Annotated in this window: 22 protein-coding genes; 11 read left to right on the forward strand and 11 right to left on the reverse strand. The window is 73.6% G+C overall.

Annotated features, from left to right (window positions below):
• The first annotated feature begins 15 nt into the window (after positions 1-15).
• Entirely contained in the window at positions 16-798 is a 783-nt protein-coding gene (locus tag ACQ614_RS06905; protein ID WP_431677449.1) for an SGNH/GDSL hydrolase family protein, read from the forward strand.
• A 113-nt stretch (positions 799-911) separates the two neighbouring features.
• Positions 912-1,457: a ferritin-like domain-containing protein gene (locus ACQ614_RS06910; RefSeq protein WP_431677451.1), complete on the forward strand. Its 546-nt coding sequence runs from the start codon at positions 912-914 to the stop codon at positions 1,455-1,457.
• 43 nt (positions 1,458-1,500) lie between these two features.
• Here the strand turns inward: ACQ614_RS06910 and ACQ614_RS06915 are convergent, their stop codons facing one another.
• A complete protein-coding gene (locus ACQ614_RS06915; RefSeq protein WP_363491991.1) occupies positions 1,501-1,764 on the reverse strand; it encodes a DUF2630 family protein in 264 nt (87 codons plus the stop codon).
• 211 nt (positions 1,765-1,975) lie between these two features.
• Between ACQ614_RS06915 and ACQ614_RS06920 the strand changes: the two genes are divergently transcribed.
• On the forward strand, positions 1,976-2,365 hold the full coding sequence (locus tag ACQ614_RS06920; RefSeq protein ID WP_431677453.1) for an SCO5389 family protein: 390 nt from the start codon (positions 1,976-1,978) through the stop codon (positions 2,363-2,365).
• A 40-nt stretch (positions 2,366-2,405) separates the two neighbouring features.
• Here ACQ614_RS06920 and ACQ614_RS06925 read toward each other — a convergent pair whose 3' ends face one another.
• Positions 2,406-3,011 carry a TIGR03086 family metal-binding protein gene (locus ACQ614_RS06925; RefSeq protein WP_431677455.1) on the reverse strand — a complete coding sequence of 202 codons (606 nt, stop codon included), beginning with the start codon at positions 3,009-3,011 and terminating at the stop codon, positions 2,406-2,408.
• A 100-nt stretch (positions 3,012-3,111) separates the two neighbouring features.
• On the opposite strand from ACQ614_RS06925, the gene ACQ614_RS06930 reads away from it, so the two are divergent.
• Together ACQ614_RS06930 and ACQ614_RS06935 are read left to right on the forward strand one after the other, a co-directional pair.
• Positions 3,112-3,825 carry an alpha/beta hydrolase gene (locus ACQ614_RS06930; protein ID WP_431677457.1) on the forward strand — a complete coding sequence of 238 codons (714 nt, stop codon included), beginning with the start codon at positions 3,112-3,114 and terminating at the stop codon, positions 3,823-3,825.
• Positions 3,826-3,930: 105 nt separating this feature from the next.
• Positions 3,931-4,884, forward strand: coding sequence for a carbohydrate kinase family protein (locus ACQ614_RS06935; RefSeq protein WP_431677459.1), 954 nt, complete (start codon positions 3,931-3,933; stop codon positions 4,882-4,884).
• 66 nt (positions 4,885-4,950) lie between these two features.
• Here ACQ614_RS06935 and ACQ614_RS06940 read toward each other — a convergent pair whose 3' ends face one another.
• The gene (locus ACQ614_RS06940; protein WP_431677461.1) at positions 4,951-5,517 is read right to left on the reverse strand and encodes a DJ-1/PfpI family protein; all 567 of its coding nucleotides are present in this window, start codon (positions 5,515-5,517) and stop codon (positions 4,951-4,953) included.
• 269 nt (positions 5,518-5,786) lie between these two features.
• Between ACQ614_RS06940 and ACQ614_RS06945 the strand changes: the two genes are divergently transcribed.
• Entirely contained in the window at positions 5,787-6,581 is a 795-nt protein-coding gene (locus tag ACQ614_RS06945) for a tyrosine-protein phosphatase (protein ID WP_431677463.1), read from the forward strand.
• A 34-nt stretch (positions 6,582-6,615) separates the two neighbouring features.
• On the opposite strand, the gene ACQ614_RS06950 is transcribed toward ACQ614_RS06945, so the two are convergent.
• Positions 6,616-7,608 carry a PHP domain-containing protein gene (locus ACQ614_RS06950; RefSeq protein ID WP_431677465.1) on the reverse strand — a complete coding sequence of 331 codons (993 nt, stop codon included), beginning with the start codon at positions 7,606-7,608 and terminating at the stop codon, positions 6,616-6,618.
• A gap of 109 nt (positions 7,609-7,717) precedes the next feature.
• Here ACQ614_RS06950 and ACQ614_RS06955 point away from each other — a divergent pair, with 109 nt between their 5' ends.
• Complete coding sequence (locus ACQ614_RS06955) at positions 7,718-8,620, forward strand: AurF N-oxygenase family protein (protein ID WP_431677467.1); 903 nt, start codon at positions 7,718-7,720, stop codon at positions 8,618-8,620.
• Positions 8,621-8,688: 68 nt separating this feature from the next.
• Here ACQ614_RS06955 and ACQ614_RS06960 read toward each other — a convergent pair whose 3' ends face one another.
• Complete coding sequence (locus ACQ614_RS06960; RefSeq protein WP_431677469.1) at positions 8,689-9,483, reverse strand: VIT1/CCC1 transporter family protein; 795 nt, start codon at positions 9,481-9,483, stop codon at positions 8,689-8,691.
• 971 nt (positions 9,484-10,454) lie between these two features.
• Between ACQ614_RS06960 and ACQ614_RS06965 the strand changes: the two genes are divergently transcribed.
• Positions 10,455-11,576: an ISAs1 family transposase gene (locus tag ACQ614_RS06965; RefSeq protein ID WP_431676013.1), complete on the forward strand. Its 1,122-nt coding sequence runs from the start codon at positions 10,455-10,457 to the stop codon at positions 11,574-11,576.
• Here the strand turns inward: ACQ614_RS06965 and ACQ614_RS06970 are convergent.
• Positions 11,528-11,977: a hypothetical protein gene (locus ACQ614_RS06970; protein WP_431677471.1), complete on the reverse strand. Its 450-nt coding sequence runs from the start codon at positions 11,975-11,977 to the stop codon at positions 11,528-11,530. The two genes, ACQ614_RS06965 and ACQ614_RS06970, sit on opposite strands and share 49 nt — an antisense overlap.
• A gap of 241 nt (positions 11,978-12,218) precedes the next feature.
• Here ACQ614_RS06970 and ACQ614_RS06975 point away from each other — a divergent pair, with 241 nt between their 5' ends.
• Entirely contained in the window at positions 12,219-13,721 is a 1,503-nt protein-coding gene (locus ACQ614_RS06975) for an MFS transporter (RefSeq protein ID WP_431677473.1), read from the forward strand.
• Between the two features lie 58 nt (positions 13,722-13,779).
• Here the strand turns inward: ACQ614_RS06975 and purB are convergent, their stop codons facing one another.
• The 4 genes from purB to ACQ614_RS06995 all read right to left on the reverse strand — a co-directional run bounded on the left by purB (position 13,780) and on the right by ACQ614_RS06995 (position 16,954).
• On the reverse strand, positions 13,780-15,219 hold the full coding sequence (gene purB, locus ACQ614_RS06980; protein ID WP_431677475.1) for an adenylosuccinate lyase: 1,440 nt from the start codon (positions 15,217-15,219) through the stop codon (positions 13,780-13,782).
• A gap of 35 nt (positions 15,220-15,254) precedes the next feature.
• A complete protein-coding gene (locus ACQ614_RS06985) occupies positions 15,255-15,701 on the reverse strand; it encodes a MarR family winged helix-turn-helix transcriptional regulator (RefSeq protein ID WP_431677477.1) in 447 nt (148 codons plus the stop codon).
• 99 nt (positions 15,702-15,800) lie between these two features.
• Positions 15,801-16,199 (reverse strand): DUF3037 domain-containing protein, encoded by a 399-nt coding sequence (locus ACQ614_RS06990; RefSeq protein WP_363492004.1) that lies wholly within the window; start codon positions 16,197-16,199, stop codon positions 15,801-15,803.
• Positions 16,199-16,954: a HipA family kinase gene (locus ACQ614_RS06995; RefSeq protein WP_431677479.1), complete on the reverse strand. Its 756-nt coding sequence runs from the start codon at positions 16,952-16,954 to the stop codon at positions 16,199-16,201. The genes ACQ614_RS06990 and ACQ614_RS06995 overlap by 1 nt, the downstream gene beginning before the upstream one ends.
• 127 nt (positions 16,955-17,081) lie before the next feature.
• On the opposite strand from ACQ614_RS06995, the gene ACQ614_RS07000 reads away from it, so the two are divergent.
• Together ACQ614_RS07000 and ACQ614_RS07005 are read left to right on the forward strand one after the other, a co-directional pair.
• Positions 17,082-18,449, forward strand: coding sequence for an NAD(P)/FAD-dependent oxidoreductase (locus ACQ614_RS07000; RefSeq protein WP_431677481.1), 1,368 nt, complete (start codon positions 17,082-17,084; stop codon positions 18,447-18,449).
• A 143-nt stretch (positions 18,450-18,592) separates the two neighbouring features.
• Complete coding sequence (locus ACQ614_RS07005; RefSeq protein ID WP_431677483.1) at positions 18,593-20,026, forward strand: glycoside hydrolase family 47 protein; 1,434 nt, start codon at positions 18,593-18,595, stop codon at positions 20,024-20,026.
• Between the two features lie 68 nt (positions 20,027-20,094).
• Here the strand turns inward: ACQ614_RS07005 and ACQ614_RS07010 are convergent, their stop codons facing one another.
• Positions 20,095-21,264, reverse strand: coding sequence for a GDSL-type esterase/lipase family protein (locus tag ACQ614_RS07010; RefSeq protein WP_431677484.1), 1,170 nt, complete (start codon positions 21,262-21,264; stop codon positions 20,095-20,097).
• Positions 21,265-21,363: the final 99 nt, after the last annotated feature.

Below are 21,363 nucleotides of genomic sequence, written 5' to 3' on the forward strand. Positions count from 1 at the left end.
TGAAACATCAACCCCATGCCTGATCTACTGGAGCCCTTTGACCCCATTTCCTACGCCGCCCTCGGTGACAGCTTCACCGAGGGCCTCAACGACCCCGGCCCGGACGGCCGCTACGCGGGCTGGGCGGACCGCCTCGCCGGGATGCTCGCCGAGCGGCGCCCCGACCGCGAGTTCCGGTACGCCAACCTCGCCGTCCGCGGCCGCCTGCTCGACCAGATCACGGCCGAGCAGGTGCCCGAGGTCCGGCGCATCCAGCCCGACCTGGTGACCTTCTGCGCCGGCGGCAACGACATCCTGCGGCCGGGCAGCGACCCCGACGAGGTCGCCGAGCGCTTCGAGGCGGCCGTGGTGGAGCTGGCCCGCAACGCCGGCACCGTGCTGGTCTGCACCGGCTTCGACACCCGCAACGTGCCGGTGCTGCGCCACCTGCGCGGCAAGATCGCCACCTACAACGGACACCTGCGGGCGGTGGCCGACCGCAACGGCTGCGCCGTCGCCGACCTGTGGTCGCTGCGCTCGGTGCACGACCGCCGCGCCTGGAGCGACGACCGGCTGCACCTCTCCCCCGAGGGCCACCAGCGGGTCGCCCTGCTGGCCGCCCGCTCGCTCGGCCTCCCGGTCGAGCAGGACCCGGAGGCGCCCTGGCCGACGCAGCCCGAGCCGACCCCGGCCGAGCAGCGCCGGGAGAACCTCCAGTGGACCCGGGCCTACCTGATCCCGTGGGTCGGCCGCCGCCTGCGCGGCGAGTCCTCCGGCGACCACATCGAGGCCAAGCGCCCCGAGCTGCTGCCGCTCTGAGCCCGGACTCCGGCCGGCGCCCCCGCCCGGGGCGCCGGCCCCGGTTTCCCCGCGCGGCCGTCCGGCATACCGTCGGTCATGACGGGGACCGCCCGCGCACAGGAGGCACCGCAATGGCCGACAGCTTCGCCGTCGACGTGACCCGCATCAGCCGCGAGGCGCACCGCACGATGGCCGCCGAGCCGGGCACCGCGCCGCGGCTGGACGAGGAGCGGGCGATCAGCGTCCTCAACGACGTGGTCGCCACCGAGGTCGTCGGCTGGCTGCGCTACACCCGGGACGCGCTCGCCGCCGGGGGCGGCGGGGAGCAGGCCGTCCGGGCGGCGGCCCTGCTGAACGCGCACGCCGAGCAGGGCATGCGGCACGCCGTCGCGGTGGCCGAGCGGATCGCGGCCCTCGGCGGCCGGCCCAACTTCGACCCGGACACCCTTGCCCAGCGGGCCCACACCGACTACTCGGTGCCGGCCGACTCGGCGCTCACCGCCACCCTGGCCCGCAATCTGCGGGCCGAGCGGATCGTCGTCGCCACCTACCGCGACATCGCGGAGTGGTTCGGCGAGCGGGACACCGAGAGCCGCGCGTTGATGGAGTCGCTCGCGGCCGACGTGCAGCGCAATGCCGCGGCGCTGGAGGCGCTGCTCGGCGCCCGCGGGGAGTGACCCGCAGAGGCGCGACCGACCGCGCGGTCACCGACCGTGGCGCTCAGGACTCGTAGCGCTCGACTTCCTCGATGCTGCGCACCGCGGCGAGGTCGGGGTCGTCCCCGGCGTCGACCCGTGCCCGGCGCTGCCTGAGCAGGTCCCAGCACTGGTCGAGCTCCGCTTCCAGTTCGCGCAGCCGCTGCTGCTCGCTGTCCGGGTCGATCCGCCCCTCGGCCAGCATCGTCCGGAGTTCCCGTTCGGCCGCGACCATCTCACCGATCCGGTCCAGGATGCGCCGGTCGGCGCCACTCGTGTGCTCTTCCACCGGGACACCTCCTCGCCCCAAGCCTAGGAACGGCCGGTGCGGCGCGCGACCCGGCCCCCGTTCGGCCGACACCGGGGTTGACAGGTCGTCAGGGCCTCATCAGGATGAGCTTGCTGGAAATGACTTTCACTTTCAGAACTAGCCCGGGGCGTCCCCTTGCGCCCGGGCATCCGCCTGCCCCACCGCTTCCGCGATCAGAAGGAGCTCCGCCATGTCCCTGAACGTCCCCGCCGCCCTGCTGGAGAAGGCCGAGCACGGCGACGTCGAGGAGGCCGCGTTCGTCGAGACCGTCCGCGACTCGCTGCCCTACGCGTACCGGCTGGTCGCCCGGCTGAGCGGCGAACTCGAGGACTCCCCCGAGGAGTTCGCCGACAACACGGTCGCCCCGAGCGACGCGGAGCGCGGCCAGCTGCTGCGGGCGATGGCCAGCGACGCCATCCGCGGCAGCCTGGAGCGGCACTTCGGGGTGAAGCTGGCCTTCCAGAACTGCCACCGGGTCGCGGCCTTCCGGCCCGGCGCCGAGAGCGGCGAGGCCTACGCCCGCTTCACCTCGCCGCGGGCGCAGCTGCTCAACCAGGTGCCCGGCCTGCGCAGCTGCTGACCGGCGTCGGCCGCGGGCGCCCGGCGCGGGGCCGGCGGCCTCAGCCTCCGGCGTGCAGCGGGTCGGCGGGGTCGCGGCCGGTCAGGCCCAGCACCTTGGTCTGGGCGTCGGCGTCCGCCGGCACCGGCACCGGCGGCCCGAACACGCCGGAGGAGGCCAGGCCGTCCGCGTAGGGGGACACCTCGGCGAACGCGAAGTCGGCGGCGGCCGGGTCCATGGCCCGGTCCGCACCGACGCCGACGGCCAGGTCCCAGGAGTGGACGATCGCGTCGACCGTCATCTCCCGGCAGTAGCCCAGCACCGGGCGCTCGCCGTACGAGAGGTGGACGGTGCGCTCCAGGGCGCCCGGTGCGGCGAAGGCCGCCCGGGAGGCCTCGGCAGCCGCCGTCCACGCGGCGACCGGGTCGTCGCCGAGCACGTCGCCGTCGAACCGGTCACCGATCTCCGCGACCGTGCGGCCCTCGAGCAGCGGGGGCACCCACAGATGCTCGGCGGTCAGGTGGTTGACCAGGTCGCGCACGGTCCACTCGGCGCACGGGGTCGGGTCCTGCCAGAGGCCGCCCTCGGCCGCCCGGCGGACGTGCCGGCCGAAGGTGTCCTGCGCCGCGGCGAACAGGGTGCGCACGGTGTCGGGTTGCACTGCCATGCCTCCACCCTTCACCCGATCGGACGGCCCGGCACCCCGGGCGGCGCCACCCGGGGCCGGGGGCCGGAACCGCGCCCGCCCGGGCGGCGTCGCCCCCGCCATGGACCGCTTCCGTCTCGACGCCGACGGCGAGGACCTCGCCGCCCTCTCCCTGCCGCCCACCGCGCCCGCCACCGGGCTCACCGCCGTCGCCCTGCACGGCGCCGGCAGCAGCGACAGCAGCCGGCTGGTCCCGCTGCTGGGCGACCTCGCCGGACACGGCTGCCGGGCGCTCGCACTGGACTTCTCCGGACACGGTGCGAGCACCGGCCGGCTCGCCGAGCTGTCGCTGGAACGGCGGGTGCGGCAGGCCGCCGCCCTGATCGACCGGCACACCGACGGTGGGGAGCTGGTGCTGATCGGCTTCAGCATGAGCGGCCAGACCGTCGCCGACCTGGCCGCCCGGTACGGCCCGCGGGTGCGGGCCGTCGGCCTGTGCGCGCCCGCGGTGTACGCCCGGCAGGCCTGGCCGGTGCCGTTCGGCGCGGGCTTCACCGGGATCATCCGGCAGCCCGGCAGCTGGCGGGACTCCCCCGCGCTCACCGCGCTGCGCGGCTTCGCCGGCCGCTCGGTGCTGGCCGTCCCCGGCCGGGACGAGGTGATCCCGCCCGAGGTCACCGCGGCCGTCGGCGGGGCCCTGGCGGCCCGCTCCGCCCTGACCCGCCTGGTCTGGCCGGAGGCCGTCCACCAGCTCGGCCGGTGGCTCGGCGAACACCCGGCGCAACGGCGGCAGTTCACGACCGCGCTGCTGGCCGGCGGATCGGCCGCCGGCTGAGGGCCGGCCCTGAGGCGGCAGGCTCCGCGACCGTCGGCGCACGGCGGCCGCGGCGGCGGGCATGATGGACGGCGGTCACCCGTGCCCGTCCAGGAGGTCCCCGAAGTGCCGCACAGCCCGGTCCGCGTCACCGTCATCGGCGAGTGCGTCGCCGACGCGTTCACCGACGCCGCCCGCAGCGGGCCCGGCGAGCTGGCGCTGCGGGTGCACCCGGGCGGCGGGCCGGCGAACACCGCGGTCGCGCTGGCCCGGCTGGGCACCCCGGTGGCGTTCCGGGCGCGGCTCGCGGACGACGTCTTCGGGCGGCTGTTCCGTGCTCGGCTGGCCGGCTCGGGGGTGGACCTGTCGGGCTGCGCGGCGGCGGCCGAGTCCAGCACGCTGGCCGTGGCGGAGCTGGACGGCGAGGGCCGGGCGAGCTTCTCCTTCCACGCCGAGGGCACCGCGGACTGGCAGTGGACGGAGGCCGAGTTGGCGGCCGTGACGCCGGGCGGCGCGGACGGCCCGGCCTGTGTGCACACCGGTTCGCTGGCGCTGGCCCGCGACCCCGGCGGCCCGGCGATCGAGGCATACCTGGCCGCCGCGAGGGCCACGGCGACGGTGTCGATCGACCCCAATGTCCGTCCGCTGCTGGTCGATCCGGCCGTCTACCGGGAGCGGCTGCCGCGCTGGTGCGCACTGGCGGACATCCTGCGGCTGAGCTCGGACGACGTCGGCCACCTGTTCCCCGGCGCCGCCGTGGGGGCGGTGTGCGACCGGTTCCACGCGGACGGCGTGCCGCTGGTGGTGGTGACGCTCGGCGCCGACGGCGTGCTGGCCTCGCTGCGCGGCGAGCGGATCGCGGTGCCCGCGCGGCCGGTCGAGGTGGTGGACACGGTGGGCGCCGGCGACGCGTTCACCGCCGGGCTGCTGCACAGCCTCGGCGGGCAGGGCCTGCTCGGCGGGCGGCCGGACGCACTGACACCGGACGCGGTCGCCGAGGCGTGCCGGTTCGCGACCAGGGTGGCGGCGCTGACCTGTGCCGTGGCCGGCCCCAACCCGCCCCGGGCGGAGCAGCTCTGACACGGCGGCGGCCCGCCGGCTCGAGGCCGGCGGGCCGCCCTGATCGCCCGTCGGGGGCGTACGGCGCTACTCGACCGGTGCCTTCTCGCGCAGCACCTCGACGAAGGCGCGCATCCACGCCGGGTGGTCGGGCCAGGCGCGGGCAGAGACCACCACGCCGTCGACCACGGCCTCACTGTCCACGAAGTCGGCGCCCCCGGCTGCGACGTCCGGCTCCAGCGCGGGGTAGGCGGCGGTGGTACGGCCGTTGAGGGTGCCGCCGACCAGGGTGATCAGCGGGCCGTGGCAGATCTGCGCGACCGGCTTGTCCTCCTGGAAGAAGTGTGCGGCGATGCGCTGCACGTCGGCGTTGTTGCGCAGGTACTCGGGGGCGCGGCCGCCGGGGATCACCAGGGCCACGTAGTCGGCCGGGTCGACGTCGGCGACGGCGACGTCCGCGGGCCAGGTGTAGCCCGGCTTCTCGGTGTAGGTGTCGAAGCCGTCCACGAAGTCGTGCACCACGAACTGCAGCGTCTTCTTGGCGGGCGCGGCGATGTGCACCTCGTACCCCTCCTCGCGCAGCCGCTGGTAGGGGTAGAACACCTCCAGCGACTCCGCCGCGTCACCGGTGACGATCAGGATCTTGGCTGCCATGTCCGGCGGTCCGTCCCTTCCTCCGCCCACCTTGTGTGAGCCCCGACACACACTGCCGCCTGGCGGTCCGCCGGGCAATGCGGCGCGCGAGGCACGGGCGGCGCGCGCCCGGTGCGCTGTCGTGCGCCTCCCCTGCGCCCCCTGCCCCGGCGGGGCGGTGCCGCCCGGGCCGCATCCGCGCTCCGGCGTCGGACGGCCGCGTTCCGCGAGCGGCCGGGCACCGCTGGGCCTACCGTGCAGATGAGTCGCGTCCCTGCCTGGAGGTAGCCATGCAGTGCTCCCGGACCGTGGGCTCCAGCACCGTCGCCAACCTGCGCGATCTCGGTGGGATCGCGATTGCCGGGGGCGCCCGGATCCGACCGGGGCTGGCGTTCCGCTCCGGCCAGCTGGACCGCCTGGACGTCCCCTCCGACCCCGCCTTCGCCGCACTCGGTGTGCGCACCGTCGTCGACCTGCGCACCGCGCGGGAACGGGCCGCCCGCCCCGACCGGATGCCGGGCGGTGCGCACCTGCTGGTCGCCGACGTCATGGCCGACCCGGCGGGCACCGGCACCGCCGCCCGGCTGGCCGCCGCCTTCGCCGACCCCCTGCTCGCCAACCGCGAGTTCCGGGCCGGCGGGGCGGCCCGCGCACTGGCCGCGGACTACCGCGCCTTCGTCACCGCCGAGTCCGCCCGGCAGGCGTACCGGCAGCTGCTCACCGCACTCGCCCACAAGGACGGCGGGCCCGTCCTCTTCCACTGCACCGCGGGCAAGGACCGCACCGGCTGGGGTGCGGCACTCGTCCTGCTGCTGCTCGGCGCGGACGAGCGGACGGTGGCCGCCGAGTACCTGTCGGTGGGTGCGGCGGTGCAGGCGGCCTTCGCCCCGCTGATCGAGGCGTTCACCGCGGGCGGCGGCGACCCGGAGATCGCGGAGGCGGTGTTCGGGGTACGGACCGCCTACCTGGAGGCCGCCCTGCAGGCGGTCGCGGACGGCTGGGGCGACGTGGAGAGCTACGCCCGCGCGGGCCTGGGCATCAAGGACGAGACCCTCGGCCACCTGCGGGAACGGCTGACCGCCTGAAACCGCGGCCGCGCCCCCGCCGGGTGACCGCTGCCTAGGCGGCGGTCCAGGCGAGGAGGTCGTCGGCCGATCGGGTGTTGACGATGCGGTCCGGGCCGATCCCGGCCGCGGCGGCCCGTGCGCAGCCGTACGCCTGCCAGTCGAGCTGGCCGGGAGCGTGGGCGTCGCTGTCGACGGTGAAGACGCAGCCGGCCCGGATCGCGAGGTGCATCAGCCCGGTGGGCGGGTCGCGGCGGTCGGGGCGGCTGTTGATCTCGACGGCGGTGCCGGACTCGGCGCAGGCGGCGAAGACGGCCTCGGCGTCGAACTGCGACTCGGGGCGGGGCCGGTCGCCGACCCGGCGGCCGGTGCAGTGGCCGAGGACGTCGACCAGCGGGTTGCGGACGGCGGCGAGCAGGCGGCGGGTCATCGGGGCGCGTTCCATCCGCAGTCTGGAGTGGACGGAGGCGACCACCAGGTCGAGTTCGGCGAGCAGGCCGTCCTCCTGGTCGAGGCTCCCGTCGTCGAGGATGTCGCACTCGATGCCGGTGAGCAGCCGGAACGGCGCCAGTTCGCGGTTGAGTGCGGCGACGACCTCCAGTTGCTCGCGGAGGCGGTCGGCGCTGAGGCCGTTCGCCACGGTGAGGCGGGGCGAGTGGTCGGTGAGGACGGCCCACTCGTGGCCGAGGTCGCGGGCGGTGCGGGCCATCACCTCGATCGGGCTGCCGCCGTCGGACCAGTCGGAGTGCAGGTGGCAGTCGCCCTTGAGGGCGGTGCGCAGTTCGTCGGCGCCCTCGGCGAGCGGTCCGGCGCGTTCCTCGAGTTCGGCGAGATAGCCGGGGACGCCTCCGGCCGAGGCCTCGGCGATGACCTGGGCGGTCTTCGGGCCGACCCCGGGCAGCCGGGCGGCGCGGGCGGCGTCCACCGGCCCGCCGGGCAGGGTGCGGGCGGCGTCCGCCGCCGTGCGGAAGGCCTTCACCCGGTACGGGGAGGCGTCCTCGCGCTCCAGCAGGAAGGCGATGCGCTCCAAGGCCGCGACTGGCTCCATGGGGTCAGTGTCCCCGGAGCGGACGCGGCCCGCGCGCGACCCCTTGTTGACACGTCGTCTAACTGGTTCACTGCTCCCGTTGGTGCCCCCGCCCCCACCGGAGCCGACCATGCGAGAGACCGCCGCCCGCCCCGAGGACCGCGAGCAGAACGCCGCCCGGCTGCTGCGCGCCTCCGCCCGGCACTCCTACGATCCGCTGACCGAGATCGACTGGGACCAGCACCTCGACCCCGACCACTTCGCGCTGCCGCAGCACCGGGTCGCCCTCTACGGCACGCCGCTGTGGGAGTCGCTCACGCCGCGGCAGCGGGCGCAGCTGAGCGTCCACCAGCTCGCCTCGGCGACCGCGGCCGGCATCTGGTTCGAGCTGGTGCTCATGGAGGGCCTGATCCGGCACGTGTACGAGAGCGATCTGACCACCCGGCACGCCCAGTACGCGCTCACCGAGGTCGCCGACGAGTGCCGGCACTCCACCATGTTCGCCCAGTACATCACGGCGACCGGCTACCCGTCGGCGCGGCCGACCGCGAAGGCGCACCGGCGCGGCAAGTTCCACTTCCTGCTGAACGACACCGCGATGACCTTCGCCGGGGCGATCTTCGTGGAGGAGTTCACCGACGCGATGCAGCGCGAGATGGTCCGCGACGAGTCGCTGCAGCCGCTGGCCCGCGAGGTGGCGCGCATCCACGTGATCGAGGAGGCTCGGCACATCGGCTACGCCAAGCCGGAGCTGGAGCGGCTCTGGGCGGGGATGGGCGCGCCACGGCGGGCGGTGTTCCGGCGCGGCCTGCTGGTGATGGCCCGGCTCGCGGTGGCGGAGCTCGTCCACCCGCGGGTCTACGCCCTCGCCGGGCTGGACGTCGCCGAGGCCAGGCGGGCCGCCGCCGCCAACCCGCACTGGCAGCAGGCCCGTACGGACTGGGCCCGCAAGGCCATGGTGTTCTTCGCCGACCTCGGCATCGTCGACCACCGAACAGCCCCGCGCTGGCGCCGCGCCGGCCTGCTGGAGTAGCGCGGGAGCATCGGAGCCTGGCTGTGCGCCCCCGGAGCGACCGCCCGAGCGCCCTTGAAGACAGCTCCTCACCCCACGGCGTCGCCGGCCAGGGCGCCGAGGCCGTAGGTGACGGCGGAGGCCGCAGCGACGATCAGGAGCTGCCGCAGCGCGGTGAGCACGGCGCTGCGGCCTGAGCCGAGCCCGAGGGCGGCACCGACGGCCAGGGAGGCGAGGGCGGTCACCACCGCGGAGGCGGTCACTGCGGTGCCGCCCTCGGTGACGAACCACGGCACCAGCGGTACGAGTGCGCCCACGGCGAAGAGCAGCAGCGAGCTGACCGCGGCGACGGCCGGCGAACCGGCGTCCTGGACGCTGACGCCGAACAGGATGCGCAGACTGGTCGGCCGGGCCGTCCGGCCGGCCGACACGACGCCGCGGGTGGCCCGGACGGCGGTCTCCGCGTCGAGGCCGCGCTCGCGCATGCTGCGCGCCAGGTGGGCCATCACGACCGGCGGGGAGTGCCGCCAGGCCTGCTGGAGGGTGCTCTCCATGCCCTGCGCGACCTCGCGCTGGCCGCGCACCGACACCCATTCGCCGGCGGCCATCGACAGCGCCCCGGCGACCAGGCTGGCCAGCCCGGACAGCCGGACCGTCGCGGCGTCCACGGCGGCGCCGGCGATGCCGAGGATGAAGCAGAGGTTGGTGACCAGCCCGTCGTTGACGCCGAGGACGGCGGCCCGGATGCCGCCGCCGGCGACCCGGCCCGCGGTGCGGCCGATCGCGGCGAGCTCCGCCTCGGCGGCCTCGTCGTCGCGGTCGGTCCGGGTTTCCGGGTCCCAGCCCGGTGCGATGCGGGCCCAGTCGGGGCCGGGGGCTGACATGCGCCCAGACTAGGAGCAGGCGGCCCGGAGAACTCGGCGGACACGACGTGCCGCAAGCATCGCCGCAGGCAGCCGACTGCAAACGCTCCCACCAGCGTGCCGAACCGAACACGCCGGGCCCATCGGCGCCTCCGCTCGGTCATCCCGTGTCACGTGAGCATCTACCGGCGGCACAGGAGTGCCCTCGCGGCGCACTGAAAGCGACCGGCCCTGGAAGCTGCTGATTCCAACCAGGTGCGCGGCTCTGGCGGGAGGGCCACGCCAGATTCTTCAGCTCGAGCTTCCAGATCCTCCACCAAGCCGCCCAGGCTGCTCAATACTGCCAGTCTCAGACGGGCCGGAGAATCGATTTCGCATTCCAACAGGAGATGGAGAACCGCAGGCATCATGAGGTTTCCGTGAAGTTCGGCCAGCTGCGCGATCCGTCGGTACCTGGCGATGACGATGGGCGACGCAGACAGGTGCGCAGCCAACCTATTTCGCCTCCGACTGGTAACGGTGAAGTGGAGCAGATCACTCGGCGACACCAGTCCTGCGGCGCGCATGCCGGCCCGGTGATCGGAAAAAGTCGGCAGATCCAGGAATCCCTCCGGCGGCGCATTGCCCGTCAGCTGCTGAAATTCCCCCTCGGTACGCAGGCCGCGCAAACATGGATCGCCCCAGGCGAGCTGCTTGTCACCCTTGGCTGGCAGGGCGAAGCGCAGGTATCGGATGGCCTTGGACGCAGCCGGAGGCTGCGGAAGGCCGGCCAGGCACGCATATTCGTACGCCAGCCTCGGGCTGAGCGCACTATCCTCCACCAGCGACCCCGGACCGCGGCTGGCAGGAGTCAGGGCTGTTGCAAGGTCGATGTGATCTTGCAAAGCGCCTGGTCATCGGGGGTGTGACCGGAAAGACCGAAGCTCCGTTGGTGTGAGTGACCTCTCAAGTCGCTTACTACCAACGGAGCTTCGGTGTTCTGTGAGTCTTCCATGCCCGCGGCCGTGCTGTCGTGCGTTGTCACCGGTGCGGGTGACGGGCCCGAGGCGTGGGACCCGCGGGATCGGCGCGGACGGCGGTATCCACTGCTCGCACTGGTCCGCGCGGCGGCCTGCGCGGTGGTGGCCGGGGCCCGTTCGTACGCGGCGATTGGTCAGTGGCTACGGCGCGCCCCGCAGCACACGCTGGAGAGGCTGGGCTTCCCGCCGCGCGGCGCGCTGGGCGTGCGGCCGGCGGCGTCGATGGACACTGTGCGCCGTGTGGTCGAGAAGCTGAACCCGGCCGGGCTCGCTGTCCTGCTGCAGCCGGTCGGCGAGCCGGGTCCCCGGCCACGCCGGCTCGCGGCGGACGGCAAGAGCGCGAGGGGCTCACGCACCCGAGACCGGCAGGCCGCCCACCTGCTCTCGGTCGTCGACCAGGACGACCGTCTGCTGGCTCAGCTGCGGGTGCCGGACGGGACGAACGAGATCCCGTGCCTGCGGGACCTGCTGGCGGCGCTGGACATCTCCGGTACGGTCGTCACCGCCGACGCCCTGCACACCCAGGTCGAGACCGCCCGGTTCCTGGTCGAGGACAAGAAGGCCCACTTCGTCCTGACGGTGAAGGCCAACCAGCCGACCCTGCACGCCAGCTGCCGGGCCTTGCCCTGGAAGCAGGCCACCGCCAAGTACTACGACCGCAGCCGGGGCCACGGTCGCACCGAGACCCGGGTCGTCCAGGTCCTCACCGTCTCCCACTTCGCGTTCCCGCACGTCAGGCAGGTCGCCCGGATCACTCGTCACCGCACCGAACAGGCCACCGGCAAGCGGACCCGCGAGACCGTCTACGTGGTCACCGACCTGCCCTCGTCGCGGGCGAAGCCCGAGAACCTCGCCCAGGCCGTCCGCGGGCACTGGGGCATCGAGAACAAGATCCACTACGTTCGTGACACCCTCTGGGACGAGGACCGTTCCCAGGTCCGCACCGGTCACGGCCCGGAGAACATGGCCGGCTTGCGCAACACCGCGCTCAACCACCTGCGCGCCGACGGCGCCACCAACATCGCCGCGGCCGTCCGCGACCTGTCCTACGAACCCTTCACCAAGCCCCTCGACCTCCTCGGCATCCCCCGTTGACCAGCGCGAATGCCAGAGAAATCAGACCTTGCAAGAGCCCTGCGCGCCGAAACCTCGGCAAGACCGGCCGCAGCGTCCGTGTTCGTCTTGTTCAAATCCAGTGCTTCCTGGAACTTCACCCGGGCGGAGTCAAGGTCGCCGCTCTCGAGTAAACGCCGCCCGATTTCTGCTGCCTCCGTTGCGTCGATCTCCTGCATGCGAACCTTGACAACGCCCGTGACGATACAGCTGGATTGGTCGGAATCAGCCACCTGCTTGTAGAGCGCCCTTGCCTCGGACAGAAATCCGGCAGCTGCGTACTGGCCCGCGACGGCGCAGATCGCCGCTGGATCGGGGCCGGCCGGGCTCGCGGCGGCCGGAGAAGTGAATGCGCCGGTTGCCAATAATGCAGTGGCAATCACCTGGCCTGAGTGTCTCATCATCGCAGCTACCTTGAGGTCGAGGACCGCCCACGGACGGCTCGAATGTAAGACAGCCGCATTTCTGCCGCCTCTTGAAGTGACCCGATCAGTGCTACCGCGACGGGCGTTCACCAGCTCGCCGCGAGGGTCCATGTGGTGACGCTTCGGTTGCCCCGGTCAGCGATGGCCGTTTCCTCCCCGTGGGGTGCGCGCGGGACCCGGTGCGGGGGACGATCGAAGGATGAGCGGCGACGAGGCGGCACTGGCGATCCGGATGGGCTCGGCACGGGCGCGCTGGGTGCTGCTGGCGACGGTGCTCGGCTCCGGCATGGCGATGCTGGACGGCACCGTGGTCAACGTGGCCCTGCCGCGGATCGGCGAGGATCTGGACGCCTCGCTCGAGGCCCTCCAGTGGACGGTCAACTCCTATCTGCTGACGCTGGCCGCGCTGATCCTGCTCGGCGGCTCGCTGGGCGACCGGTACGGGCGGCGGCGGGTGTTCCTGATCGGCGTAGCCTGGTTCGCGGTGGCGTCGGCGGCGTGCGCGGCCGCACCGACGATCGAGGTGCTGATCGCGGCCCGCGCCCTGCAGGGCATCGGCGGGGCGCTGCTGACGCCGGGGTCGCTCGCCATGCTGCAGGCGGTGTTCCACCCGGACGACCGGGGTGCCGCAGTGGGCGCCTGGTCGGGGCTGGGCGGCGTCGCGGCGGCGGTCGGCCCGTTCCTCGGCGGCTGGCTGGTCGACGGGCCGGGCTGGCGGTGGATCTTCCTGCTGAACGTGCCCGTCGCCGTCGTGGTGATCGCAGTGTCGGCCCGGCACGTGCCGGAGACCCGGGACCCGGACCGCTCCGGGCGGTTCGACGTGCTCGGCGCGGTGCTCGCCGCCCTGGCGCTCGGCGGCGTGACGTACGCACTGACCGAGACCGGCAGCGTCTTCGCGCCGGTCGCCGGGCTGCTGGGCGTGCTGTTCGGGGTGGCGTTCGTGCTGGTGGAGCGGCGGACGCCGGAGCCGATGCTGCCGCTGGGGCTGTTCTCCTCCCGGCTGTTCGCCTCGGTCAACCTGGTGACGCTGTGCGTGTACGGCGCGTTCAGCGGGATCTTCCTGCTGCTGACCGTGCAGCTGCAGGTGGTGTCGGGCTTCAGCCCGCTGGCCTCCGGTGTGGCGCTGGTGCCGATCACCGTACTGATGCTGGCCTTCTCCAGCCGGGCCGGGCGCCTCGGCCGGGCGATCGGGCCGCGGCTGCCGCTGTTCCTCGGCCCGATGATCTGCGCGGCCGGTGTGCTGCTGATGCTGCGGATCGGCCCGGACGCCTCGTACTGGACGGACGTGCTGCCCGCGGTGACGGTGCTGGGCTGCGGGATGACGCTGCTGGTGGCGCCGCTGACCGCGACCGTACTGGCCGCGGTGGACGTCCGGCGGGCCGGGATCGCCAGCGGGGTGAACAACGCGGCGGCCCGCGCGGCCGGGCTGCTCGCGGTGGCCGCGCTGCCCGCACTCGCCGGGCTGAGCGGCGACGCGTACCGCGTCCCCGCGGAGGTCGACGACGCCTTCGCGACGGCGATGCTGATCTGCGCGGGCCTGCTCGCCGCGGGCGGCCTGCTGGCGCTGGCCACCGTCCGCAGCGACGCCCTGGAGCCGGAACGGGAGGTCGCCGAGCCGAACTGCACCTGGCGCTGCGACACCACCACCCCGCCCATGGACCCGGGCCACCCGCGAACCGCACCGAACCCCGACAGCACATGAGGGATCGCACAAGGGGCGCGGGGAACCGCGAAGTTCCCCGCGCCCCTGAACAGAAGCCCTAGAGGATGTCGCCCGGGGCGTACTTGGCGGCCTCCGGGTGGCGGTCGGCGACCGCCTCGATCCGGCGGACGATCTCGGCGACCTGGGCACCGGCCGCGCCGGTGAAGGAGAGCCGGTCGGCGAGCAGCGCGTCCAGGGCGGCGCGGTCCAGCGGGATGCGCTCGTCGTCGGCGAGGCGGCCGAGCAGCGCGTTCTCGCGGGCACCCTCGCGCATGGCCAGGGCGGAGGCGACGGCGTGCTCCTTGATGACCTCGTGCGCGGTCTCCCGGCCGACGCCCGCCCGCACCGCGCCCATCAGGACCTTGGTGGTGGCGAGGAACGGCAGGTAGCGGTCGAGCTCGGCCTCGATCACGGCCGGGAAGGCGCCGAACTCGTCGAGGACGGTGAGGAAGGTCTCCAGCAGGCCGTCGAAGGCGAAGAAGGCGTCCGGCAGGGCGACCCGGCGGACGACGGAGCAGGAGACGTCGCCCTCGTTCCACTGGTCGCCGCCGAGCTCGGCGGTCATCGAGGCGTAGCCGCGCAGGATGACGGCGAGGCCGTTGACGCGCTCGCAGGAGCGGGTGTTCATCTTGTGCGGCATCGCCGAGGAGCCGACCTGGCCGGCCTTGAAGCCCTCGGTGACCAGCTCGTGGCCGGCCATCAGGCGGATGGTCTTGGCCAGGCTCGAGGGGCCGGCGGCCAGCTGGACGAGCGCGGAGACGACCTCGAAGTCCAGCGAGCGCGGGTAGACCTGGCCGACGCTGGTGAGCACGTTGTCGAAGCCGAGGTGGGCGGCGACCCGGCGCTCCAGCTCGGCGAGCTTGTCAGCGTCACCGCCGAGCAGGTCGAGCATGTCCTGGGCGGTGCCGACGGGGCCCTTGATGCCGCGCAGCGGGTAGCGCGAGAGGAGCTCCTCGACACGCTCGAAGGCGACCAGCAGCTCGTCGGCGACGGTCGCGAAGCGCTTGCCGAGGGTGGTCGCCTGGGCGGCGACGTTGTGCGAGCGGCCGGCCATGACGAGCTCGCCGTACTGGGCGGAGAGCCGGCCGAGGCGGACGAGGACGGCCACCGTGCGGTCGCGGACGTGCTCCAGCGACTGGCGGATCTGCAGCTGCTCGACGTTCTCGGTGAGATCCCGGGAGGTCATGCCCTTGTGGATCTGCTCGTGCCCGGCGAGGTCGCTGAACTCCTCGATGCGGGCCTTCACGTCGTGCCGGGTGACCCGCTCGCGGGCGGCGATCGACTCCAGGTCGACCTGGTCGATCACGCGCTCGTAGTCGGCGACGGCGCCGGCCGGGACCTCGATGCCGAGGTCCTGCTGGGCCTTGAGGACGGCGAGCCACAGGTGGCGCTCGAGGACCACCTTGTGCTCGGGGGACCAGAGCTGGGCCAGCGTCGCCGAGGCGTACCGGTTGGCCAGGACATTGGGGATCTGGGGCTTCGCGCTCACGCTTCGCAAGCCTAACAGTCGAGGTCCGCGCACCCCGCGGGTGGCTACGCCTGGCGTTCGGCGAGCAGCGGGAGCACGTGGTCGCAGAGCTGCTGCAGGGCGGTGCGCTGCTCGGGGGCCAGGCTGGCGAAGGCGTCGCGGGTGCGGACCATGTCGGCGCGGACGAGGTCGAGCACCTCGCGGCCGCGGTCGGTGATGCCCACGATCTTGACCCGCCGGTCGCCGGCCGCGGCCTCGCGGTGGGCGAGGCCCAGGGCCTCCAGGCGGTCGACGATGCCGGTGACGTTGGACGCGTCGCAGCCTAGCCGCCCGGCCAGCGCCCGCATCGGCACCGGCTCCTGGACGGCCTTGAGCGCCTTGGCCTGGCTCGAGCTGAGCCCGTGCCGGCCCGCGGCGGCCGCGAAGTCCTGGAAGTACGCGGCGCCGACGGCCGCCACCGACTCCATCAGGTCGGCGGCGGACGGCGCGGTGGTGGTCGCTGTCGTGCCCATGCGGCCAGCGTACGCCCGCATGCTTCACCCGCTCAAGATTTGAGCACCGCAACTGTCATGCGCGGCTTGTTGCCGAACGCATCCGGGCGACCCGATCGCCTACAGCACCAGCTGGTCGAAGAGGTGCCGCAGCTCGGCCTCCGGGTCGGCCGTGAGGCCGGTGTGCACCGGCCCCGGCTGGAGGACGGCGCTGCGCGGCGCGGTCAGCCAGCGGAACCGCTGCCCCGGGCTGTCCCCCGCCGCGGGCCCGGCGGCCCCGCCGCCCGCGCACACCGCCTCCACCCCGTGCAGCGCCCGCCGCACCCCGGCGACGTCCGCGACCGGGTCGAGGGAGAGCAGCCGCCCCTGGTCGAGGTGGGTCCGGGCGCCGAGGTAGCCGGACTGCCGGCAGTAGAGCAGCACCCCGACGTTGATGAACTCGCCGCGCTCCACCCGGGGCACCGCACGGACCACCGCGTACTCGTAGTCGTGGTACTCGTCGTTCGTCCGCTCGGCCATCAGCCGGCCACCTCCGGAAGCCAGTCGCGGGGGCCCGCGAGGCGGGCCGTCAGCCGGGTGCGGTACGCCTCTCGGACCTCGCCCGGCGAGTCGAAGCCCGGCTCGTCGGCCAGCCACACCTCGGGGATCGCGGCGATCGCGGCCTCCAGCGCGGCCGGGGCCAGCGGAGCGAGCTCGTCGTCGGCGGCCTTGAGGTCGGGCGCGGCGTGCCGCAGCGCGTGGTCGCCCGCGTCGTAGCGGCGGCCGGTCCACCCGGCGGCGCCGGCCCAGTGGTGATGGAAGATCAGGCTGGCGCCGTGGTCGATCAGGCGCAGCCCGCCGGGCGCCATCAGCATGTTGGGGTTGCGCCAGGACCGGTCGACGTTGCCGATCAGGGCGTCGAACCAGAGCACCCGCCCGGCGAGCTGCGGGTCCACGTCGAAGCAGAGCGGGTCGAAGTTGAGCGCGCCGCTGACGAAGGCCATGCCGAGGTTGGCGCCGCCGCTGGCCCGCATCTGGTCCTGGATCTGGTGGTCGGGCTCGCTGCGGGCGAGCACCGGGTCGAGGTCCAGCAGCACCAGCTCCGGGACGGGCAGCCCGAGGCCCCGGCCGAGTTCGCCGGCCAGCACCTCGGCGATCAGCGCCTTGCGGCCCTGGGCCGCGCCGCACCACTTCAGGACGTACAGGCGGCGGTCGTCGGCCTCGACCAGGCCGGGCATCGAGCCGCCTTCGCGCAGGGGCGTCACGTACCGGACCGCCGTCACCTCGGGGAGCATCCGGCCAGCCTATCGGCGCGGCGCTCCCTCCCGCGCCCTGCTGCGGTGGCAGTGCCTGTTCGTCCGTGCGAGTTTGGGGGAAAACGATGTCCCGGCACGGCACGGACGAGCACGTAAGGGATGGACGATGGAGCGACCCAGAATCCTCATCGTGGGCGGCGGCTTCGCCGGCCTCGAGTGCGCACGCCGCCTGGAGCGCAAGCTCGCGCCCTCCGAGGCCGAGATCTCCCTGGTCACTCCGTTCAGCTACCAGCTCTACCTGCCGCTGTTGCCGCACGTGGCCGCCGGGGTGCTCACCCCGCAGTCGGTCGCCGTGTCGCTGCGCCGCACGCTGCGGCGCACCCACATCGTGCCGGGCGGCGCGATCGGCGTGGATCCGCGGTCCAAGGTGATCGTGGTCCGCAAGATCACCGACGAGGTGGTCGCCGAGCGGTACGACTACCTGGTGCTCGCCCCCGGCAGCGTGACCCGCACCTTCGACATCCCGGGGCTGCGGGACTACGCGCGCGGCATGAAGACGCTCGCCGAGGCCACGTACATCCGCGACCACGTGATCGCCCAGCTGGACCTCGCGTCGACCACGCTGGACCAGCGCGAGCGGGAGTCGCGGCTGCAGTTCGTGGTGGTCGGCGGCGGCTACGCGGGCACCGAGACGGCAGCCTGCCTGCAGCGGCTCACCACGGCGGCGATCCGCCGCTACCCGCGGCTGGACCCGCGGCTGATCAAGTGGCACCTGATCGACATCGCGCCGAAGCTGATGCCCGAGCTCGGCGACAAGCTCGGCACCACGGCGCTGGAGATCATGCGCGGGCGCGGGGTTGAGGTGTCGCTCGGGGTGTCGGTGGCCGAGGTCGGCGCGGAGAGCGTCAAGTTCACCGACGGCCGGGTGCTGCCGAGCCGCACGCTGATCTGGACGGCAGGCGTGGTCGCCAGCCCGCTGATCGCGACGCTGGACGCGGAGACCGTCCGCGGCCGGATCGCGGTGACCGCGGAGATGCGGGTGCCGCAGTTCGACGGGGTGTTCGCGCTGGGCGACGCCGCCGCCGTGCCGGACCTCGCCAAGGGCGACGGCGCGGTCTGCCCGCCGACCGCCCAGCACTCGGCCCGGCAGGGCAAGGCGGTCGCCGACAACGTGGTCGCCGCACTGCACAACCAGCCGCTGGAGCCCTACTACCACAAGGACCTCGGCCTGGTCGTCGACCTCGGCGGCAAGGACGCCGTCTCCAAGCCCGTCGGCGTCGAACTGCACGGTGTCCCGGCCCAGTTGGTGGCCCGCGGCTACCACCTGATGGCGATGCGGACGAACGCGGGCAAGTTCCGCGTCGGCGCGAACTGGCTGCTGAACGCGACCGCCGGCGACGACTTCGTGCGCACCGGCTTCCTCGCCCGGCAGCCCGCCCGGCTGCAGGACTTCGAGTACACCGACGCCTATCTGACGAAGGAGCAGGTCCGCGAGCACGCCCAGTCGCTGCTGGCCAGGGGCTCCGCCACCTGACGGAGAGTCAAGGACATCTGTCGGGTGAATCCGGCGGGTGACCCGCAGTCGGCGCCACCGCCCTGACCTGGGCGGTAGCGCCGACACGCGTCTTCTCGTGATTGTCGGACCACGGACGGTCACCGTCGCTAGCGTCCGGCAGCATGCGATCACTCTCCCTGCCCCGCCGCCGTACCGTGCTGTCCGCCGCCGTGGCCACCGCCGGGGCCGCGCTCGCCCGACCCTCGTCCGCCGCGGCCGCACCCGCAGCCGCCGCCCTCGCCGCACCCGCCGCGATGCCGGCCGACGCGGCGGTCGCCCGGGAGATCCGCGACGAGTTCGTGCACAGCTGGGAGGGGTACAAGCGGGCCGCCTGGGGCCACGACGAGGTCCGACCCGTCTCCGGCGGGCACAACGACTTCTTCGCCGAGGGCCGCACCTTCGGACTGTCCATCGTGGAGGCGCTGGACACCCTGTGGCTGATGGAGCTGGACGACGAGGTCGCGCTCGCCGCGGACTGGATCGAGGCCGAGCTCGACCCCGCGCAGGACGCCGACGTCCAGGTCTTCGAGACGATCATCCGCCTGGTCGGCGGCCTGGTCGCCGGCTACCTCTGCACCGGGCGGCAGCCGCTGCTCGACCGCTGCCGGGAGCTCGCCGACCGGCTGCTGCCCGCCTTCACCCGCTCCCCCACCGGCATGCCCTACCGGTACGTCAACCTGCGGACCGGGGCGGTCTCCGGCAACGCCGGCCCACTCGCCGAGATCGGCTCCAACATCCTCGAGTTCGGCATGCTCTCGCAGCTGACGGGCGACCAGAAGTACTGGAACGCCGCCAGGCGCGCCATGCGCGCCGTCTTCGACCGGCGCTCCGCGATCGGCCTGCTCGGCACCACCCTCAACATCGAGACCGGTCGCTGGACGGACACCACCTCCTGCGCCCCCAACCCACCCGTCGACTCCTACTACGAGTACCTGTGGGCCGGCGCCGAACTCTTCGGCGACCGCGAACTCGGCGACTGGTACCGGCTGCTGACCGGCGCGGTGCTCCGGTACCAGCTCGAGCACCAGGGCGGCTACGCCTGGTACAAGCAGGTCGACTACAGCACCGGGCGGACGACCGGCCGCGGCGCCTCCGAGCTCGGCTCCTTCTACCCTGGCCTGCTCGGCAAGGGCGGGGACATGGATGCCGCCGTCGACTACTACGACACCTGGACGATGATCCTGGACAACAACGCGGTGGTGCCGGAGGCGATCGACTACGGGAACGCCACCGTCCGCTCGGGCCGCAACGACCTGCGCCCCGAGTACGTCAACTCCTCCTTCGACCTGTGGATGCTGACCGGGGAGCAGCGGTTCAAGGAGACCGCGTACTCCTACTTCACCGGCCTGCGGGACCACCTGCGGGTGCCCGGCGGCTACACGGTCGCCGAGGACGTCACCTCCGCGCCGCTGAGCCGCGGCGACCTGACGCCCGGCTACTGGTTCGCCGAGAACCCGAAGTACCTCTATCTGATGTTCGCGGCGACGCCGCGCTTCGACTACCGCTCCGGGCTGCTGTCCACGGAGGGCAAGCTGATGCGCGGCGCCGTGCACTGAGCCAGGGGCCGGGCGGCCGGCCCGGGGGCACGGGGAGCCGCGAGTCCCCGTGCCCCTTTGCGGCTGTCCTACCGGGCCGCCAGGTACATCCCGGCGGCGTCCTGGCCGGGGGTGTTGCGGCAGGACCAGTTGCCGGTGGTCTTCGCGTCCAGCAGGGTCAGGCAGCGGCCGAGGGCGAGCTGCGCGTAGTGGTTGGGGTGGAAGGACTCCTGCAGGGTGCCCTGGGTGGTGGTGCCCATGTCGAGGAAGCGGGCCCACTCGCTGGTGGTGGCCGAGGGCGCGACGGTCGGCGTGGCCAGCCTCGTCGCGGTCGAGCACACCTCGCGGCCCTGCAGGAGGTCCCGCAGGTCGAGGAACTGCACGCCCTTCGCGGCGGCCACGGCGGCCAGCCGGTCGGAGATCTGCGGGACGAGCGTGTCGCGCGCCCAGTTCGCGTCGAGGTCCCAGAACGGGCAGCCGCCGGTGTTGGTGCGGCTCCAGCCGCTCTCGGGGTAGCGGTTCTCCCTGCTGCGCGGGATCGGAGAGGGGTAGGACTGCAGCACGATCCGGTACGAGGAGGCGCTGTACCCGGCGGCGGACATCACCGCGCGGACCTCGTCGACCGCCTTGCCGACCCCGGCCATCGCGGCGTCCATCCTGGCGTTCACCGCGGCCTGCTGGTCGTCGTGGCAGTAGGACCACCAGATCTCGTAGTCCTGGACGCAGGTGGAGATCACGTCGGCGAAGCCGAGGTCGTTGCCGCCGACGGAGAGGGTGATCAGCTTGACGGTGTTCTGCGCGGCGACGGCGGCGAGCTGGTCGGCCTGCGGGGCCTCGCCCTTGAAGGACTGGCCGCCGTTGGCGGCGCGGAAGACGTTGGCGGTGGTCGCGCCGGAGCAGGCGAGGTTGATCTGGGTCTGCGCGATGCCGGTGGCGGAGCGGACCTCGGCGGAGTCGGAGCGGTCGCAGCCGTTGGCGTAGGTGGAGCCGTAGACGCGGGCCGGGTCGTAGCCGCTGCCCGTCCAGGCGCGGTCGGTGCCGTCGCGGCTGCCGCTCGCGGTGTCGCTGTTGCCCTTCCAGCGGCCGGCTTCGCCGGAGATGTAGCTGTCCCCCATGGAGACGACGGCGATGGGGCCGGTGGCGGCGGCGGCCGGTGCGGCGGTGCCGGCCAGCAGCGGCAGGGCCAGGGCGGCGGAGGCGAGCAGGGCGGCGGCTCTTCGTGCAGCTGCGCTTCTTCGGGCAGGGCTGATCTCGGGCACGGCGGAACTCCTGCGGACGGCCTCGCGCTGTGGGGGCGCGAGGCTGGTGAGGGTGGACCGCCGGCCGGTGGCGCGATGAAGATGGCATGGACGCGTTGG

This window comes from Kitasatospora dryopteridis (assembly GCF_050749075.1).
In the GTDB taxonomy this organism is placed as follows: domain Bacteria; phylum Actinomycetota; class Actinomycetes; order Streptomycetales; family Streptomycetaceae; genus Kitasatospora.